Here is an 18,439-nt window from a genome sequence, read left to right as displayed (position 1 = left end):
ACCCAATTTTATATTTTCCTGCTGTGTACATACAAGAAAAGCTCCCCATCTATAAAAGACAGGGAGTTTTCCTTACGCTTCTTGGCTGAGATGATTTCTGATGGGAGCAAAAAACGCTTGCTCCACCTCATTCGCGGATAATGGGCGACTGTAATAGTACCCTTGAATTTCCTTGCAATGATTTTCTGTCAAAATATCTAACTGATCCTTCGTTTCAATTCCTTCTGCAATCACATCTAATTTCAGGTGCTTCGCCATCGAAATAATGGTGGCCACAATGGCTTTATCGTTATCATTTCGAGACAGATCTGTTATGAAGGAGCGGTCAATCTTTAATTTGTGGATCGGGAACTTTTTCAAATAGCTCAATGAGCTGTAACCGGTTCCAAAATCATCCAGACTGATTCTCGTTCCGATTTTGTTTAACTCGTGCAGGATACTGATCGATACGGCCGGGTCCATCATCATGCTCTCCGTGATTTCCAGTTCCAAAAAATGTGGGGAAAGCTTGGTTTCCTCGAGGATATTTTTGATGTACTGGACGAGGTTCCGTTGGTGGAATTGATGGGAGGACAAGTTGACGGAGACGGGTATCAACGGTCCCCCTCCATCATGCCACTGCTTCATTTGCCTGCACGCTTCGCGAAGTACCCATGTACCGATCTCATAGATCAACCCTGTCTCTTCAGCGATAGGGATAAACACTCCTGGTGAAAGCATTCCTTTGGTCGGATGATTCCACCTGACAAGCGCCTCCACTCCGATCATGCGATTACTTTCGGCATGAAATTGAGGTTGGTAGTATACTACCAGCTCATTACGTTCAATAGCTTTTCTGAGATCACTTTCTATCTCAATATTCTCCAGCAATTGAACATCAAATTCGGGCGTATAGAACAGGTGACCATTTTTCCCCTGTTTTTTCACCTCGTACATGGCCGTATCCGCTTTTTTGAGCAGCACGACAGCATCCGTTCCGTGGTCTGGGAATATCGCTGTTCCAATACTTGCTGATATGTAAAACTCACTGTCTTTTAGCGAGAATGGCTGTTTCAACGCTTCAATGATCTTATCCGCTAAACTCGCCGCTTCCCTGCGGTCCGCTCCTGTTTCGCACAGGATGGTAAATTCATCTCCACCCATCCGGGCAATTGTTGCGTGGTACCCTTCCGCACTCTTTACGATTCTGTCGCTGACCCCCTGCAAAAAGATATCGCCGTAGGAGTGTCCCAAGGAATCATTGATCATTTTGAACCGATCGATGTCGATAACCATGACGGCAAAGCTCGATGAATCTTGGCTACTTTTTTCAATCGATTGATGAAGGACTTGATTAAACTTTCTTCGGTTCGGTAGATCGGTCAGCTCATCGTGATAAGCCAAATACCTGATTTTTTCTTTCACGCGATTCTCTTCGGTAATATCCTTCACAATGATGTGATTCCCCACCACTTCTCCCTCAATCTCAACCGGGACATTGAGTACACTCAGCTCTACACGCTTTCCATTTGGATGAAAGATGGTCGTCTCAAAGTTATTTCGATTGGGCTGAAAAGACTGGGCGAAAGAATCTTTCGTAAGTTCCCTTTGCTCCTCAACAATATGCATGCCAATTTTGGATACGTGTTGATTGATGAATTCTTCCTCCCGCAGTCCACCAATCTTTGTGACAGCCGGGTTCATTTTGATAATACAGCCACCTGTATCTAAGGAAATAATGCCGTACTCATTATTTTTATAAAGGGAACGATACCAGCTTTCATTTTCCTGAATGACCGTATCTTTTTGCGAGAGTCGTTTGTTAATAAACAAGCCGAACAATGTAATGCCGATCAGTAAAAAGGTGGCCAAGACAATGATATAGGCCAAGGTCTCCGATTCGATCTGCGTTTCTACCTCGGTTGTCGGCAGTTCCGTTACGTAGAAATGCGCTGCAACCATCCCGGTGTAATGCATACCCGCGATTGCTGCTCCCATAATAAGTGAGCTGCCCAATTTGTATAGATACGCATATTTCGACTGATCACGGCGAAAGTAAAACAAGAGCCAAAGTGCCGCTGCTGAAGCAGTAGCTGCAATAATAATGGATAAAATAACGATCCACATATCGTATGTAATTTCGATAATCATCGCGGCCATTCCAACGTAGTGCATCCCAGATATTCCAGCAGCCATCAAAATTCCCGCGATACCTAGCTGTCTCGCATTGAGATTGCTTTTCGTGACAGTAAACAAGGCTATGCTTGAGACAAAAATGGCAAGAATGACAGATAGGATGACATACTCCATGTCATACAGAACCTTAATGGGGAGGGTAAGTGCCAGCATTCCGACAAAATGCATGGACCATATCCCGAGCCCCATCGTTGTGGCACCAAAAATCAACCAGAGTAGCTGATGCTTCCCCTTACTTATACTCACTCTGGCTGCCAGGTTGAGAGCAGAAAAAGAAGCTGCAACCGCGATTAAATAAGATAGTATCACTAGGAAACTGTCGTACGTCCCATGTATCTGGTGATCCAAGCTCCTTCACCGCTTTCCTTTTGTAAAATCTCGATGGTCTCACTTAAACCATGCTGCCTGATTCCCTATAACGATTTGCCTGCAAGAAGGAATCGATTTCTTTTCCGGGCAGCGGTTTACTGTAGAAGTACCCTTGGACTTCATTACACATTTGTTCCTTTAGAAAATCAACATGTTCGTGTGTTTCTACACCCTCTGCAATAACAGCAATTTTCATGTTGTGTGCCATATGGATAATCGTTTTAATAATCGCTTGATTCCGTGGATTCAAATTCCGGACAAAGGATTGGTCAATTTTGAGCCGATCGATCGGAAATTGACTTAGATAGCTCAAAGAACTGTAGCCCGTCCCGAAATCATCGATACTGATGCTTATCCCGAGACCTTTTAAGCGATTTAAAATCCGAATCGTATAGTCTACATTTAGCGCCATGCTTTCCGTGATTTCCAGCTCTAAGTATTGTGGAGATAAGCCTGTTTCTTCAAGGATCGAGGTAATCATCTCGATGAGATTGTTTTGCATAAATTGGCGTAAGGATATATTCACCGCAACTGCGAGCTGTGTAAAGCCTGCTTCCTGCCACACTTTTGTCTGTTGGCAAGCCGTTCGCATTACCCATTCCCCAAGAGGTACGATTAAGCCTGTCTCTTCGGCAATCGGAATAAATTGAATAGGCGGGATGAGGCCAAGGTCTGGATGTTCCCAACGAATCAACGCCTCCATGCCAATGATCTGCCCCGTCTGCAACTGAATCTTCGGTTGGTAGTGCAGCGTAAATTGTTTCTCATCCAAAGCTTTCCGCAGTTCTCTTTCAAGCTGTAGCTTTTTGGCTAAAACCTGATGTAGCTCCTCCGAGAAAAATTGATAATTATTTTTCCCTTGCTCTTTTGCCAAATACATGGCAGCGTCTGCATGCTTCAACAGCGCTTCAATATCGTCTCCATCATCCGGATACATGCTGATGCCGATGCTTGGTGTGATAAAAATTTCGATATGGTCTAACGTAATCGATTCGGACATGCTCGTGATGATTCGTTGCGCAATTTCACCAACCTCTTTGTGTGTGACACCTGTGAGAAAGATGGCGAACTCGTCTCCGCCTAGTCGAGAAACAGAATCTTCTTTTCGCAAACAACCGATGAGACGATTTGCTACTGCTTGTAAAAGGATATCTCCTATGGAGTGACCTAGCGTATCATTTATGTTTTTAAATCGATCCAAATCGATGAACATGACCCCGATTTTCTGATCTTTTTGTTTTGCTTTGAGCATTGCCTCTGCCAGTTTTTCATGAAAAAGCGTTCGATTAGGCAGGTTGGTTAAGGAATCGTAATGGGCCATGTAGCGGATCGTTTCTTCCGCCTTTTTTCTCTCAGTGATGTCAATCATGGAGCCTACCATTTCCACGATTTCTCCATTTTCCTCGATAGGTGACAACGTAATGTAATAATCTTTTCCGGATAGTTTCAGTTCGAAGGTAACGGGCTCGCCAGCGAAAGCTCTGCGAAAATAGCTTTCCATTTGCTCTGCGACCTCATAAGGAAAGATTTCATACGACGTTTTTCTCAACATCCTCTCAGACGTTAGCCCGAGCTCTTCCGCAATTTTCCCTTCACACAAGGTGTAGGTGATGTTCCCTCTCGGATCTGTCACGATCTTGAATACACAGTTTTGCAAGTTTTGGACCGTCCTGCGAAAATCGTTCTGCAATGCTTCTGCCAAAGCTGCCTCTGCTTCAATGCGGTCGGTAATATCCGTCCGGATCGAAACATATTGATACGGAACGCCCCGGTCGTCTAAAAATGGAACGATAGTCGTATTCATCCAGTATTCATTACCGTTTTTGGCGCGATTCTTCACTTCGCCCTTCCAGACTCGTCCTTGCTTGATCGTTTCCCACATCAATTTAAAAAAAGACTTGGAATGATAGCGAGAGTTAATGACCCGATGTGTATTTCCAACCAATTCATCCACTTCGTATCTGGAGATTTCACAAAACTTGTCATTTACATAAGTAATGACGCCTTTGTCGTCTGTAATCGCTACAATTGAAGATTCATCCAGTGCATTTTTGATATCGTGCAAGTCCTTCATCGTCTTTGAAAGAGAATCTTCCATCTGCTTTCGTTTCGTGATGTCCGTCCCGATTGCCACGTACTGATAAAGGAATCCACTGTCGTTCATGAACGGTACCAACGTCATGCTCAGCCAATATTCCGTACCGTCTTTTGCCCGATTTTTCATCTCGCCCTTCCATACTTTTCCTCGGCTGATGGTATCCCATAGCGATTTAAAATAGTTTCGCGGATGGAAACCGGAATCGACGATGTTATGATTCTTTCCGATTAATTCCTCTCTACTAAACTTGGATATTTGACAGAAGTTGTGATTGACGTAGGTGATGATTCCTTTTTCATCTGTTATCGAAATGACAGATGACTCTTCCAATGCAGATAATGCATACTTTACATCTCTGATTTGATTAAACACATGACACCCCCGCCTGTTCTCGCACTACAATTGAAACTTACGGATGGAATACTGCAGCTCTTCTGCCATTTCAGCGAGTGTACTGGAAGCGGTCGTAATCTGTTCCATAGAAGCTGTTTGTTCTTGTACAGAAGCAACTACGCTTTGCGTATTTTCCGCTGCCATTCTTGAAACATGCGCAATTCCCTCTATAAATTCCACTACGGAAACCGTTCCGTTATTGGCTTGATTGATTTGTCCCGACATTTCTTGTGTTCTTTTCGAGAATTCGTCTACTACCCCCAAAATTTTATAGAAGGCAACCCCAGCTTGTTCGATCATGATGACTCCTTCTTTAACAGCTACGTCCCCTTGACTCATGACGTGAATCGCCTTTTCCGTATCTCTTTGAATATCCCCGATGATGAAAGCGATCTGCGAAGCTGCTTGCGCGGATTGTTCTGCTAATTTGCGGACCTCATCTGCTACAACTGCGAATCCTCTTCCCTGTTCTCCCGCTCTCGCCGCTTCAATCGCTGCGTTTAACGCCAATAAATTCGTTTGACTCGCAATTTCCGTGATAATAGAAACGATTGTGCCAACTTCTTTTGATTTTTCGCCGAGTATGTTGACCACTTCGGTAGAAGAGCTCACTCTTTGATTAATCTCATTCATTTGTTCGATGGATTTGGCAATCACTTCATTGCCTTCGGTTGCCGTTTTATTCGCTTCAACGGATGAGCTGATCGCATGATCCATGCTCATTGATACTTGCTGCATAACTTGCGAGATGCTCACAACAATCTGTGTGGCGTTCTCTGCATCATGTACTTGCTGCTCAGCACCTGCTGCTATACCTTGGATCGAATGGGATACGTGCTCTGCTGTCTGTCGTGTTAATTCGGAGCTGGCTGTCAATTCCTCGGAGGAAGCGGCTACTTGTTGTGAATGGAAGGAGACTCGTTCTAATAAATCTTGCAGATTGTGCTTCATTTGGGAAAAATGGCGGGCAAGTTCCCCGATTTCGTCGCGATTCTTGATTTGAATATCTGCTTGGGCCAAGTTCCCTGCGGCAATTTGTTCGGCTGCATGCGTGATCAGTAAAACCGGATGAGAAATGGCTCGTCCAATCATGAAGGCGATACCTGCTCCTGTGAGAAGAGCAAGTAAGCTAAGCAGGACAACCAGGAGCTTCGTAGATTGAATACCGCTATCCAGCTCGGCAATATCTTGTTCCAATAGCTTCTGTTCGAGAGCAACAAATTCTTGGGCTTTTTGAATAAACCGTTCGCCGACTGGCGTACATTCATCTCTGACCAAGCGCGTGTACTCTTCTACCTTGTTTTGTTGTTTTAACGCTACAACCCGATCAATAATTTCCTCGTGTTTGGCATGCAGCTCGTTCATCTCTGTGACGAGCTTTTGCCCTTCAGAAGTCATGCCCAAACGGAACAATTCTGCTGTAAGCTCTTTATAACGGTCATTTGCTTTTGTATACCCCGTCAAGTAGCTGTCATCGCCTACAATGACATATCCACGTGCATACTTTTGTCGTTCACTGACACTTGCAATAATGTCCTTGGACAACATCTCCTTATTGACTCGATCTTCAATCATCCTCCCATAGCGGGAATCGATGGAAGAAATCTGAGAAAATCCAATCCCTGCTACTGCTACTAAAAGTAATAACACTGCCAAAAATCCTAAAAAAAGCTTTTTCCTTACCGTCAACTTCATAATAGTTGTTTCCCCCATCGTAATTCTACGAATTATTCCTTCATTCTGTGAAATATGTAAGTTATTTTATAATCCCTTCCTCTTATGTAACGGTATTTTCTATAGGTCTTTTGACCTTTTTATCATACAACATCGTTCTGTAACATTTTTGGAATTCTTTTCGACAATGAAAAAGCCCCGTCTGCCAAAGCGGACGAGGCTTACCTATCCATTTATGCTGCTACTTTTTTCTTACATGTCTTATCGTTTTGGCGCCCGAAAGCCTGCTTGCTGCGCTTCTTCTTCCGTCGCAAACCACATTTCTGCTTTTGTTTGCTCGTAGCTAGCGGAGCCAGGAACGTGATAGATTTTCTCACCTTTGCTGTTGATATTGCCCTTGATGGTCTTCCCTTCTGATGGTGCGGTGTCTGCGGCGGTAGTATTGTTGGACTGTTTTTTGGGCTTGGCATTTTCCTTAGGAACCTCTGTTTGCTGCCCTTCTAAAGCCCACAGTCCGTGATTCTGCTCCCGTGCCTCCCGCTCTGCTGCCAGGAACAGCTCTGCTTGGGCTACATTCGGTGGGATCGTCATGATTCGTGCGTATCCGTCACGAACGAGCTTTTCATTGACAAAGGTGCCGTCCTCCAAATATACGTAAGCAAGCAAACGCTTGTATTTGTCATAGGGCTCGACATCGAACTTCAGCTTGACCTTTTTGCCAGTTAAAAGCTCCTTGGAGTAATTGCTCGCTTCTTTCCCATACGGTTCGACTGGATGGTTAGGTTTTACTGTCTCTGGTGTATCTACGCCTATCATACGGACTTTTTCCCCGCTGTCCAGCTCGAATGTATCGCCATCCACTACTCGTTTGATCACAACATCCATCTCGCCGTTTGCTTCTGGCTGACCGGACGATCCACATGCTGAAAGCAAAAGAACCAGTGCGAGCAGATATATAGGTAATCGTTTCATAGACTTCCTTCTCCTCTTCTACGTTGCATTGTTTTCCAGCGTAGTGGATTTGCCAGCACAGGTCAATAGGAGAGGAAAAAGTACAAACGTTCAAGCTTTTTGGTTCCTAACGAAAAAAACGACCTTCACCCAAGGTCGTTTTGTCTATACGTCCAGATTTTAGTCACGATCGGCGCTAAACAAGAACAACAGGACGACCACGACAATAATAATCCATATAAATTCCTCGTTTTCGCGATCAAAAAAACCGTCGAACAGACCCATGGCGGAGTCCTCCTTTCCTTCTCGCTACAGCCTATGCAAAAGGCTAGACACGTGCCAGTAGGTGGAAGAGCCCAAAAGTGAAATGCGTGTTCAAAAGACGACTTTTAAAACCTCTCCGGGAATGTACTACTTACAAGTAGACAAGATCAAATGCGTATAAGTACCTAGCTGTCTTACTTCATTCGTAAAACCAAGGTTGGCAAGCTCCTGTAGTAATCGAGAGCGATCTGCATAACAGCGGTCCTGAATATCTGCTATCACGCTCGTTTGACCTGTCTCCTCTAGGCTATCCAGATGAGCTTGTCTATGCGTCTGATCCTCAAACATCAAATCGGCAATGATCAACCGTCCCCCTGGTTTTAACACGCGGCGACATTCTGCCAAGGCAAGCTGCTTCTGATCATCCGTCAAATGGTGCAAAGCGTAACTCGTAGCCACAAAGTCAAACCGATTTTCTAAAAACGGAAATGCGAAAAAGGTTCCTAGCTTCGTCTCGACCTCTGGGTGTTTCGCTCTGCATTGCTTCAGCATTTGCGGAGATTGGTCAAACCCGCTCATCCTGGCTCCTTTTTTCACGAGACGCCCTGCGAGGTTTCCAGTACCCGTTCCGGCATCCAGACCACACTCTCCCGGTCTGACTGCAACTGTCGCAACAACTTCATCTAGTACTCTTTCGTATGATTCATGACCATTCCCGCCATGTGCCCATTCATCGTAGCGGTCCGCCCATTCATTAAAATTCCAACGATCCACCCAGTTATCCCGTGTCTGCTTCAATCGCTTGTTCGCTTCTGCCAGTGTAAACAGCTCTCCTGGATCAATCGCTTCTCTACCCTTTATCCGCTCAATCATCGCTTCAGTCGTTTGGATGACCTTGCTCATTTCTACCCACCTTGTATACATAAACGAACGCTGTAGCTCTAAATAATGGAGAAGACTGCCTTCCTGATCTTTCATTTGAATCAGGAGCTCCCGAATGTCTTCTACCGCCATCCCGACCTCGCGCAGTGTAATGATGGTTTGCAGCCTCCAGACATCTTCCTCTGTGAACTGCCGATATCCGGACGCATCTGCTTTCGTTGGCTTGATCAATCCTTTTTCTTCATAATATCGAATCGCACGCGGGGTTATTTGCAAGCGATGGGCCATATCTTTGATTTGCATGGAACTCTCTCCCTGTATCATTCTTTCCCTATCATAAACCTTGACGCAGCGTGAATGTACAGAACGAAAGAAAAAAGCTGCCGGATTCCCTTCCGACAGCTCGTTTCTATCTGATTAATGTGTTGTCGGCTCAGAAATTTGTTGGAGAGCGTCACTCGCCTCATCATGATGAACTTGGCGAACAGCCATATCTGCCAACGCCACAATTCCGACCAGCTTGCCCTTCTCAACAACAGGCAAACGACGAATTTGATGCTGAGCCATCACCTTTGCCGCTTCATCAACTGTCATCCCCGGTTGACCGAGAATAATGTCCCGTGTCATGACCACCTCGGTGGCAGTCGATCCTTCATGCTTTTCAGCCAAACCGCGAATCACAATATCGCGGTCTGTAATGACACCGATCACATCTTCTTTTTCATCCACAACCGGAATGACTCCTACATTCCAATCGCGCATTTTGCAAGCCACTTCATACACATTATCCTTAAGCGTCACAGTAGCGACATCTTTTGTCATAATTTCGCGCAGTGTGCGATTTTCCAGCTTCGCCATTTCATTCTCCTCCTTTTGCTAATCAACGATTGTAGTTTGTCCTCTCCCCTATCGTTTCATGCGCAAGAAAGAGTATGATATATTGCGCTTCTTCCAAAAACAGACTATGATTAATAAGTGAATATCTCACCCATTTTTAGGAGGAAAAAGAATGGTCATTAAGGACACGGGGATTGGCACGAAAGAAGTCTTTTTCGCCGATCTGGAACACTACATGAGCGAACTTGGCTTTGATCGCGGCGCCTGGGATTACAAGCATGCTACATACGATTATAAAATCCAAGATAAAGGCACTGTCTTCTACCTGCGCATCGAAGCGAACGTGACAGAAGGCAAACTTGAGGATACGCACGCCGTCTTGAAGCTCGAAGATCCTTATATGGGCAAACATCTTTTCCCACACGGTCTGGATTACGATTACCCAATGCCAGACTCCGTTGTAAAAACAGCGAAATTGAAGCTGCAAATGCTGGGCGAAAAGCTGTCCTCACACTAAAAAATGAACTGGCACGGTGTACAGAGAGGAATCCCCTCTCTGTTTCACGTAGAGGGGGGTTATTTTTATGAAGACGAGGGGCGTACCTGACTTCTTGCTCCTGTTTTTGACCGCCCTACTTGTTGGGTTTGGGATAACCATGGTGCTAAGCTCCAGCTCCATTTTCGCGTTGACAAGCTTTACAGGCGGCGGCTGTAAATATTGTGGCGGGGATGAGCTCTATTTCGTGAAGCGACAATCCATTTTCTTACTGGCGGGTGTCGTTGGAATGCTTGTCGCCATGAACATTCCCTTCTCCTTTTATAAAAGGAATTTCTTATTGATTGCGCTGGTCAGCTTCTTTTCCTTGTTTCTGGTGCTCATACCAGGGATCGGCTATGAGAATAACGGGGCTCGATCCTGGTTTCGATTGGGTTCAATCACCATACAGCCTGCCGAGTTTGCCAAGCTTGGCCTTATTCTGTACTTGGCAGCGATCATCTCCAAAAAAGGGAACGGGATACAGAAGCTCAAATCTGGTTTGATGCCTCCACTGATGGTAACGGGGATGTTTTTTATGCTGATTGTAGTCCAACCCGACCTCGGTTCTGCTGCCATCTTGCTCGGATGCGCTTTGATCGTCATGATCTGTGGCGGTGCCAAAATCCGTCACCTGTTTGGACTTGGCGCCCCCGTTGTGACTGTTGCCTTGTTAGCATACATCGCAGCGAAACCACATGCCTTGAATCGGATCTACTCCTTTCTCAACCCGTGGAATGATATGGATGGTACAGGCTACCACATTATTCAATCCTGGATTGCCATTGCACATGGCGGTTTGACGGGGACAGGCTTTGGAAAAAGCATCCAAAAGTATTTGTATTTGCCAGAGATGCATACCGATTTTATTTTCTCGATCATGACAGAAGAGCTAGGCTTTATCGGCGCCTCTGTGTTCCTTTTGATCTATTTGCTTTTCTTGCTGCGCGGCATCCATATTTGTCTGCGGGTAAAAGACACTTTTGCCAGTCTGGCAGGAATCGGTGTCGTCAGCATGTTCGCCATTCAGGCCCTCTTAAACATTGGCGGAGTAACGGGTTTGATTCCATTGACAGGTGTACCTTTGCCGTTTATCAGTTATGGTGGTTCTTCCTTACTCGTTTGTCTGCTCGCCACTGGCTTTTTGCTCAGTATTTCGCGGGAAGTCAGTCGCCAGAAGGTAGAAGAGCAATTACAAAAACAGCCATATGCCATGTAAGAAACAGAAAAAAGGGATACCGGATGCGTCCAGTATCCCTTTTTTCTTACTCATTTCGAAGGAATTCGATTGTTTCCACCCGTACATTCACGGCTTCCACATAAAGACCTGTCAATGTTTCCACCGCTTCTTTTACTTTTTCCTGCAGGGCGTGACAGACGTGATGGATCTGCGCCCCATAACGGACGGACACACGCATGTCAATGATGACTCTGTCGTCTATTACAGATACGGTAATGCCTTTCGCGCCGCCATTCAGCTTTTTCGCCAAATCTTGATAAATTCCGCCTGAACGAACTGTGACTTCCAACACTTCTTCTACAGCAACAGCAGCAATGATCGCGATCACCTGATCTGCTACTCTGATTTCGCCAAGTCTGTCAGCCATCAGGACGCCCTCCTCTTCGCCCGTTTCGTACTTCCCCCACTGGTTTCATTTGCCTTTTCTTTCATTATAAACAATTCATGCTTGGGCTTGGAAGGAAATTTGTTTTTTTCTCTCGGTTAGTGTCGGAGACGTGCAATGAATGTCAACGAGTGTCAACTGATTTGCATGAAGCGCCTCCCGCAATACTGGCTCTAGAGCATGTACCTCTTTGACGACCTTCCCACTGATTCCGCATGCATTCGCCAATTGTTGAAAATCTGGATTTTGCAATTTCACTCCAAAAGGGATCAAGCCCGCCTGACTCATTTTGACCTCTTCCAATCCTAATGTCCCATTGTTCACCAAGAGAATTACAATCGGAAGTTGGAGCTGGGCCACTGTCATAAGTTCTGCCAGATTCATTTGCAATCCCCCATCCCCAGCGACGCAGACGACCTGCTTCTCCGGATAGGTTAGCTTTGCAGCCACAGCCGCAGGCAATCCAAATCCCATCGTTCGCCACTTCCCGGAAAAGAGTGGGGTCTGTTTTTTCCCACGAAACGCACGATTAAACCAGATCGTGTGCTCCCCCGTATCCAGGACGATAATCGCATCTTCATTGACCACGCCCCCAAGCGTATGCATCAAGGTTTGTGGTTTTACTTGCTCACTCGCTTGTTGAATGACCGCTTGTTCTGTCTCCTCGCCAAACTCTCCATGCCACCGCTTGATCTGATCCTGCCACGCATCGTTCTGTCTGCGCGATTGCAAGCGTCTCATCCAGATTGGCAGGACATCATCCAATTCAGCCGTGACAGACTGAAGGTAGGGATGTGCATGTATCGATCCAGGCTGATGATCTACTTGAATGACGGACAGCTTCTTTGGTAAAAAAGCGCGAGGGAACCAGCTCGCTCCCAAAATCAGCAACAGATCGGCTTCCGCTAAGGCATGTAAAGCTGTTTCGCTGCCCCCCTCTCCCCATCCGCCGATCACAAGTGGATGAGATTCATCTACCGCTCCTTTTGCTCCGAGCGAAAGCAACACGCCCGCCCCTAGCTGTTCCGCTAGCTTTACACACGAATCCGCCGACTTGCGGGCACCGATACCAAGCAGTATGAGAGGCTTTTGGGCTTTCGCAACCTGTTCGCATGCGAGCTCGATCTCCATCCGATCAGGGTAAAAGGCATGTGGAATGCGTGGAAGTCCTGGAAGGACAGCATCTGAAGTCGTTTGGGTAAAGACGTCCTTGCATATGGAGAGATGTGTCACTCCTTTTTGCTGCATAGCCGTCACAAATGCTTTGTGCAAAACACTTTGGATGGCATCTGGATGTGTAATCGTCGTCGAATAAAAACTGATGGGACGTATCATGTCTTCTTGTGAGATAAACTGCTTGTACGCGCCACCCAGCTTGTATGTCTCCACTTGACCTGTAATCGCAATGACAGGTGCACGATCCGTATGCGCATCTGCCAGTCCATTCAGCAGATTGACGAAACCCGGCCCCATCGTCGCGGTACAAACAGCCGGGTTTCCCGTCAGTTTTGCTTCTGCACTTGCCATCATGGCCGCAGCAGATTCATGCTTGCACGCAATGTATTGAATGTCGGATTGCTTGGCAATCTGATCCAGCCAGGCAAAGATTCCGTCACCTGCCACTCCATATATTCGTTTTACTCCCCATCTGATTAATTGTTCCGTCAAATATTGCGCGACCTGCATGAAAACATCTTCCCCTTCCAGAACTAGAGTGCAAATGCGTTACTCGTAGTCTGCACAATCTCCAATATTTTACTAAGACCAAAATGACGGAAGTTGGAGAACCTAACAATAATCAACTGATATTCAAATCCATACCCGAAGGAGGGTAAGAAATGAAACAGCCTGTCAAATGGCTGCTAGCTGTAGTAGTATTCGCACTTCTGGTTACGACTGCGGTTATGGTATCTCCGTTGCGCTCAGATGCATTCAGTAAGCAGATCGTCAAAGTAGGGGCAGAAGGTTCAGACGTTCGTGAGATGCAGTATCGTTTGAAGCACCTTGGTTTTTATACGGGGAAAGTAGACGGCGTTTTCGGGTGGCGTTCTTATTGGGCGTTGCGTAACTTTCAGTATGAGTTCGGCTTACCCATAGACGGTGTCCTCGGAGCGAAGACGAAAGTAAAGCTGTACAACGCAACGAAAAATTATAAGCCCACTGCTTCTGATCTCGGGGTGCCACAAACCGCAACACCTGCACCATCGAAGCCTTCTACACCTTCTACGCCTTCTAAGCCTACGTATCACGCAGCCGGAATATCCGAGAATGACCTGCGTCTAATGGCGAATGCCGTTTACGGAGAAGCCCGTGGAGAGCCTTACATTGGTCAAGTGGCAGTAGCCGCTGTCATTCTAAACCGGACGAAGAACGCGTCCTTTCCTAATACACCCGCGGGTGTTATCTTCGAACCTCGTGCCTTTACAGCTGTGGCGGATGGTCAGATTTGGCTGACACCGAACGAGCAGGCAAAAAAAGCAGTGAATGACGCTCTCAAAGGTTGGGACCCATCAGACGGAGCCATTTATTATTTCAACCCGGATACAGCTACTTCCGGTTGGATTTGGAGCCGCCCTCAAATCAAAAAGATCGGCAGACACATTTTTTGCCGCTAGCATTCCATAAAAAACAGGCACGACAGCCGTAAACTGTGTGCCTGTTTTCCTTTTCGAGTTTCATTTCGAACGTTGTGATTGCATATGCTGGGCCATTTTGACGAATCGCTCTTCCGGTTCTGTGGTCCCGCAAACTCCACATTGTATCATGTAGCTCTCGCCTTTATAAGGCTGGTGAAACATATCGAGCTGTTCTTGATGGAGTTCTGCTACGACTTCGCCTGACTGTGGGTCCAGTCTTATATAGCGAGGGGTCTGCTCGATGACAGTGAACCTCATCCGATTCGATTTACATGTTGGGCACAACAAAGGCTGGGTCATAAAAAACACCTCACTTTTCTTGTTCATGGTTAGTTTTGTCCAGAACAGGAACTCTATACCTATGAGGTTTTTAGGGACGAGTAAAAACTACTGAGGTGATGAGATGAACTTGAAACTCTTTTTCTCATTAGTAGGCGGGAGCATGCTGTTAGCTCTTTACGCCCACTATTTTTCTGGAAATGAAATGCTCCAATTCGTTACGTCTTCACTTGCCATCATTTTTTTGGCGGCTTGGCTAGGAAAATCGACAGAGAGCGTCGCCCATTATGCTGGGGACCGAGTCGGCGGCTTTCTTAACGCTACCTTCGGAAATGCCGCAGAACTCATTATTGCTTTTTTTCTTGTGAAAGAAGGCTTGTTCGATATGGTCAAAGCCTCTATTACGGGTGCGATCATCGGAAATATGCTGTTGGTTCTTGGCTTGAGTACATTTCTGGGCGGTCTCAAGTACAAGGAACAAACCTTCAATAGCAGGCTGGCAAGTCACAATGCTTCGCTAATGACACTCGCGATCGTCGCATTGTTCATACCAGCAGTCTTCATGTTCGATCTGCCAATGATCAAGGTGGAGATCATCAGCATCGTCATCGCCAGCCTGCTCATCATTGCCTACATTTTGTGGCTCATCTTTTCAATGATTACCCACAGCGATTTTTTATCGGATATCGAGCCACAAGAAAGTGACGCGGTATGGTCAAAGGGTGTCTCTCTCTTGATGCTTGCTGTCTCCACCTTTTTCGTGGCCGTTGTCTCGGAATGGCTGGTAGAGGGTGTACAGCATGTCTCCGAATCGTTAGGATGGTCGGAGTTATTCGTCGGTGCTTTTGTCATTGCGATCATCGGGAATGCCGCAGAGCACAGCGCTGCCTTGCTTTTGGCACTAAAAGGACGCATCGGTGCAGCAGTAGAGATCGCGATCGGCTCCAGCTTGCAGATTGCCTTATTCGTAGCCCCTACTCTCGTCATCCTCAGTCTTTTGCTAGGCAATCCTATGGACATCGTGTTCACTACCTTTGAATTGGCTGCAATCGGAGTTGCTACCTTTATTACCATTTCCATCACGCGGGATGGCGCCACGAACTGGTTTGAAGGCGTACTTCTGCTGACGGTGTATGTTATTTTGGGTACAGTCTTTTTCTTCGCGTAGGGTTCAGTAACAAAACAAAGGCTCCGCCATCCTCAGTGGCGAAGCCTTTCGTTGTTTTACCAGATACCCAGCATTTGCAGGAAAACGGCGAGAATCGCGATAGGTGCTACATATTTAATCAGGAGAAGCCAAATGAAAAACATGCGTTTGCCCAAAGAAGTATGTGCCCCCAGCTCGTTGATCAATGTCTCACGCTTCATTTTCAACGGAACGAAGATCGCAATGAGCAGCGCTCCCATCGGCATCAAGATATTGCTGACCAAAAAGTCCATGGCATCAAAGATAGATTTGCCGAACAACGTAATCTCGCTCCATACGCCGAATGACAAAGCCGACGGAACACCAACGATAAAAATGAACAGACCAATCACCCAAGCGAGACGCTTGCGCTTCGTTTCGTCCCCCTTTGCAAAAGAAGCAACGATAATTTCCAGCATCGAAAAAGCCGAAGTCAATGTAGCAAAAAGGAAAAGAGCCAAAAAGATTAACAGAAAAATACTACCGAAGGCAATTTGTTCAAACACAGAAGGCAGTACGATAAACAGTAATCCCGGTCCTGCTGTTGGCTCTACTCCAAGGGAGAAGACGGCAGGGAAAATCGCCAGACCGGCAAACAGCGATACGAGCAGATTCAAACTGACAATCGAACCAGCAGAACGAACCAGACTTTCGTTTTTGGCAAGGTACGAGCTGTACGTGACCATGACGGACACCCCTACGCTCAGCGCGAAAAAGGATTGACCCAATGCGTACAGGATCGATTCAGCAGTCAGCCTGGAAAAATCAGGACGCAGAAAGAAAGAAACGCCCTCCATCGCCCCATCCAACGTCAAGGAACGAACCATTAATACCATAAATAAAAGGAACAAACCAGGCATCATGTACTTGTTAGCGGACTCAATTCCACCCTGTACGCCTCTTGCGACTACCCATGCGGTAATGAGCATGAAAACCAACTGGGCAACTACCGCACCAACAGGATCACCGATAACGTCTCCAAACACCTTATCATAAGCTGGCCCTTGCAATTGACCAGTAAACCCGCGAAGAAGATAACTAAGAATCCAGCCTCCCACCACACTGTAAAAGGACAGGAGCAAGAAACAAGTGAGCACCCCAAGGCGGCCGATCCAATGCCAGAGTGAACCTGGCGCAATTGTTTTATAGGCACTGATCGCCTCTTTTTGTGTACTGCGTCCGATTGTGAATTCTCCTAGCAACAGCGGAAGACCAATTGCTAGCGTAAAGATGATGAATAGCAGAAAGAATGCTCCACCACCGCTCGTTCCAACCATATAAGGAAATTTCCAAATGGCCCCCAGTCCGATCGCCGAGCCTGCTGCTGCCAAGATGAAGCCGAGCCTGCTCGTCCATTGTTCGGCTTGTTTCATAGTTTTCACCCTCCAAAGATATTCTTTTTATGCTCATAAATGGATACAAAAAAACCCGCCCCAAAAAGGGACGAGTTATTCATTTCTCGCGGTACCACCCTACTTAGACATCCACAATTGGCAATGCCTCGCTTCGTCATTGATAACGGGAATGACCCGGACTCTCCTACTGGCGGCGCCTGCGTTCAGAGGTCAGCTCAAGAGTGAATTCAACGGGGCTTACATCAGGCTGCTCTCAGTCTATGGCAGCCTTCCCTGTCATGCAGCAGGTCCGTTTACTAGTCTCTTTCCTTGCTTGTTTTTATGATTCGATTGTCGGGCATCTCCCGAAAATAAGAAAACCTCTACCGAGGCCTCTTCAAGGAGAGCGACCGCGCTTTTACGGAAAGTTTTCATGCGTTCCGGAATTCATAAGCATACGCTTATAAATTCCTATACGTAAAAAAAACCCGTCCAAAAAGGGACGAGTTATTCGCGGTACCACCCTGATTAAGTGCACGGGATACAAATTCCCTACGCACTTCTCTCCATCATTGATAACGGGAATGACCCGATTCCTCCTACTAGGCAAAAAACCATTAAGAGGGCTGCTCAGGAGGGAATTCTACGGGGCGCGCTTCAAAGCTGCTTTCAGTCTAAGGCAGCTTCTCCCTGACAAGCGGTGATTCCGCATACTAGTCTCCGTCATTGCATTTCAAAATTAATCAAAAATTCTAGAGTTTAATTTAATATAAATATACGAAATAGGCAAGTGTTTTTTCTTTCAACAAAATGAAAAGCGAGGATAATCGCCGCTCTCCTCGCCTTACTTTTGATTAAACAGTTCATGAAGATGGGCCAATTTACGTTCCAATGAACCCATAATTTCTCGACCAATGTCTTCACTAATCAGTCCTAAGCGGACCGCGTACTCTACTTCACGAGAAAGCCCGAACATTTGGGTATCCAGCACTTCTTCATACAGTGGGCACTGCGGCATGGTCAGGTTTTCCATCTGTACGTCGATCAGCTTGTAAATTTTGTCGGCGTCTGCTTGAAGCAACGCTAGCGCTTTTTGTTCCAGATCGGGAACCTTAATTTCTGTCAAAACCTATCCCTCCGTTTGCCTCCATCCTTATCATACATAGTACGCGATTCTGGGCCATTTGAAAAGGGGAGAAGA

Annotated in this window: 15 protein-coding genes and 2 other annotated features; of the genes, 4 read left to right on the top strand and 11 right to left on the bottom strand. The window is 46.2% G+C overall.

Annotation, left to right across the window (positions count from 1 at the left end; translation table 11 throughout):
- Nucleotides 1-72: 72 nt before the first annotated feature.
- The 6 genes from AB432_RS12030 to AB432_RS12005 all read right to left on the bottom strand — a co-directional run bounded on the left by AB432_RS12030 (nucleotide 73) and on the right by AB432_RS12005 (nucleotide 9,664).
- Nucleotides 73-2,523 (bottom strand): bifunctional diguanylate cyclase/phosphodiesterase, encoded by a 2,451-nt coding sequence (locus AB432_RS12030; protein ID WP_048032481.1) that lies wholly within the window; start codon nucleotides 2,521-2,523, stop codon nucleotides 73-75.
- 43 nt (nucleotides 2,524-2,566) lie between these two features.
- Nucleotides 2,567-5,014, bottom strand: a complete 2,448-nt coding sequence (locus AB432_RS12025; protein WP_048032480.1) for a bifunctional diguanylate cyclase/phosphodiesterase — start codon at nucleotides 5,012-5,014, stop codon at nucleotides 2,567-2,569.
- A 24-nt stretch (nucleotides 5,015-5,038) separates the two neighbouring features.
- Nucleotides 5,039-6,730 carry a methyl-accepting chemotaxis protein gene (locus AB432_RS12020; RefSeq protein ID WP_048032479.1) on the bottom strand — a complete coding sequence of 564 codons (1,692 nt, stop codon included), beginning with the start codon at nucleotides 6,728-6,730 and terminating at the stop codon, nucleotides 5,039-5,041.
- A gap of 240 nt (nucleotides 6,731-6,970) precedes the next feature.
- Nucleotides 6,971-7,681, bottom strand: coding sequence for a thermonuclease family protein (locus tag AB432_RS12015; protein ID WP_048032478.1), 711 nt, complete (start codon nucleotides 7,679-7,681; stop codon nucleotides 6,971-6,973).
- A gap of 390 nt (nucleotides 7,682-8,071) precedes the next feature.
- Complete coding sequence (locus AB432_RS12010) at nucleotides 8,072-9,109, bottom strand: MerR family transcriptional regulator (protein WP_048032477.1); 1,038 nt, start codon at nucleotides 9,107-9,109, stop codon at nucleotides 8,072-8,074.
- A 114-nt stretch (nucleotides 9,110-9,223) separates the two neighbouring features.
- Nucleotides 9,224-9,664, bottom strand: coding sequence for a CBS domain-containing protein (locus tag AB432_RS12005; protein ID WP_048032476.1), 441 nt, complete (start codon nucleotides 9,662-9,664; stop codon nucleotides 9,224-9,226).
- 151 nt (nucleotides 9,665-9,815) lie between these two features.
- On the opposite strand from AB432_RS12005, the gene AB432_RS12000 reads away from it, so the two are divergent.
- Both AB432_RS12000 and ftsW read left to right on the top strand, forming a co-directional pair.
- A complete protein-coding gene (locus tag AB432_RS12000) occupies nucleotides 9,816-10,160 on the top strand; it encodes a YugN family protein (protein WP_048032475.1) in 345 nt (114 codons plus the stop codon).
- Nucleotides 10,161-10,227: 67 nt separating this feature from the next.
- On the top strand, nucleotides 10,228-11,397 hold the full coding sequence (gene ftsW, locus AB432_RS11995; RefSeq protein WP_048032474.1) for a putative lipid II flippase FtsW: 1,170 nt from the start codon (nucleotides 10,228-10,230) through the stop codon (nucleotides 11,395-11,397).
- A 46-nt stretch (nucleotides 11,398-11,443) separates the two neighbouring features.
- Here the strand turns inward: ftsW and AB432_RS11990 are convergent, their stop codons facing one another.
- Both AB432_RS11990 and AB432_RS11985 read right to left on the bottom strand, forming a co-directional pair.
- Nucleotides 11,444-11,785, bottom strand: coding sequence for an Asp23/Gls24 family envelope stress response protein (locus AB432_RS11990; protein WP_048032473.1), 342 nt, complete (start codon nucleotides 11,783-11,785; stop codon nucleotides 11,444-11,446).
- Between the two features lie 75 nt (nucleotides 11,786-11,860).
- Nucleotides 11,861-13,489: a thiamine pyrophosphate-binding protein gene (locus tag AB432_RS11985; RefSeq protein WP_048032472.1), complete on the bottom strand. Its 1,629-nt coding sequence runs from the start codon at nucleotides 13,487-13,489 to the stop codon at nucleotides 11,861-11,863.
- A 218-nt stretch (nucleotides 13,490-13,707) separates the two neighbouring features.
- Between AB432_RS11985 and sleB the strand changes: the two genes are divergently transcribed.
- A complete protein-coding gene (gene sleB / locus AB432_RS11980) occupies nucleotides 13,708-14,418 on the top strand; it encodes a spore cortex-lytic enzyme (protein WP_375154923.1) in 711 nt (236 codons plus the stop codon).
- A gap of 60 nt (nucleotides 14,419-14,478) precedes the next feature.
- Here sleB and AB432_RS11975 read toward each other — a convergent pair whose 3' ends face one another.
- The gene (locus AB432_RS11975) at nucleotides 14,479-14,739 is read right to left on the bottom strand and encodes a hypothetical protein (protein WP_048032470.1); all 261 of its coding nucleotides are present in this window, start codon (nucleotides 14,737-14,739) and stop codon (nucleotides 14,479-14,481) included.
- Between the two features lie 103 nt (nucleotides 14,740-14,842).
- Here AB432_RS11975 and cax point away from each other — a divergent pair, with 103 nt between their 5' ends.
- Nucleotides 14,843-15,886 carry a calcium/proton exchanger gene (gene cax / locus AB432_RS11970; protein WP_048032469.1) on the top strand — a complete coding sequence of 348 codons (1,044 nt, stop codon included), beginning with the start codon at nucleotides 14,843-14,845 and terminating at the stop codon, nucleotides 15,884-15,886.
- 56 nt (nucleotides 15,887-15,942) lie between these two features.
- Here cax and AB432_RS11965 read toward each other — a convergent pair whose 3' ends face one another.
- Together AB432_RS11965 and AB432_RS11960 are read right to left on the bottom strand one after the other, a co-directional pair.
- Nucleotides 15,943-17,277, bottom strand: coding sequence for a sodium-dependent transporter (locus tag AB432_RS11965; protein WP_048032468.1), 1,335 nt, complete (start codon nucleotides 17,275-17,277; stop codon nucleotides 15,943-15,945).
- A 63-nt stretch (nucleotides 17,278-17,340) separates the two neighbouring features.
- Nucleotides 17,341-17,578, bottom strand: a binding site (T-box leader).
- A gap of 155 nt (nucleotides 17,579-17,733) precedes the next feature.
- Nucleotides 17,734-17,974 (bottom strand) — a binding site (T-box leader).
- A gap of 108 nt (nucleotides 17,975-18,082) precedes the next feature.
- A complete protein-coding gene (locus AB432_RS11960; protein WP_007725848.1) occupies nucleotides 18,083-18,364 on the bottom strand; it encodes an Fpa/YlaN family protein in 282 nt (93 codons plus the stop codon).
- Nucleotides 18,365-18,439: the final 75 nt, after the last annotated feature.

This window comes from Brevibacillus brevis (assembly GCF_001039275.2).
Classification (GTDB): domain Bacteria; phylum Bacillota; class Bacilli; order Brevibacillales; family Brevibacillaceae; genus Brevibacillus; species Brevibacillus brevis_C.
The sequence above is the reverse complement of the archived record's forward strand: the minus strand, read 5'-3'. Positions and strand labels throughout refer to the sequence as shown.

Coding starts and splice junctions, on each gene's coding strand:
- AB432_RS11975 (WP_048032470.1), bottom strand. CDS start 14,739: ATGACCCAGCCTTTGTTGTGCCCAACATGTAAATCGAATCGGATGAGG.
- AB432_RS11990 (WP_048032473.1), bottom strand. CDS start 11,785: ATGGCTGACAGACTTGGCGAAATCAGAGTAGCAGATCAGGTGATCGCG.
- AB432_RS11965 (WP_048032468.1), bottom strand. CDS start 17,277: ATGAAACAAGCCGAACAATGGACGAGCAGGCTCGGCTTCATCTTGGCA.
- AB432_RS12000 (WP_048032475.1), top strand. CDS start 9,816: ATGGTCATTAAGGACACGGGGATTGGCACGAAAGAAGTCTTTTTCGCC.
- cax (WP_048032469.1), top strand. CDS start 14,843: ATGAACTTGAAACTCTTTTTCTCATTAGTAGGCGGGAGCATGCTGTTA.
- AB432_RS12010 (WP_048032477.1), bottom strand. CDS start 9,109: ATGCAAATCAAAGATATGGCCCATCGCTTGCAAATAACCCCGCGTGCG.
- AB432_RS11985 (WP_048032472.1), bottom strand. CDS start 13,489: ATGCAGGTCGCGCAATATTTGACGGAACAATTAATCAGATGGGGAGTA.
- ftsW (WP_048032474.1), top strand. CDS start 10,228: ATGAAGACGAGGGGCGTACCTGACTTCTTGCTCCTGTTTTTGACCGCC.
- AB432_RS12005 (WP_048032476.1), bottom strand. CDS start 9,664: ATGGCGAAGCTGGAAAATCGCACACTGCGCGAAATTATGACAAAAGAT.
- sleB (WP_375154923.1), top strand. CDS start 13,708: ATGGTATCTCCGTTGCGCTCAGATGCATTCAGTAAGCAGATCGTCAAA.
- AB432_RS12020 (WP_048032479.1), bottom strand. CDS start 6,730: ATGAAGTTGACGGTAAGGAAAAAGCTTTTTTTAGGATTTTTGGCAGTG.
- AB432_RS12015 (WP_048032478.1), bottom strand. CDS start 7,681: ATGAAACGATTACCTATATATCTGCTCGCACTGGTTCTTTTGCTTTCA.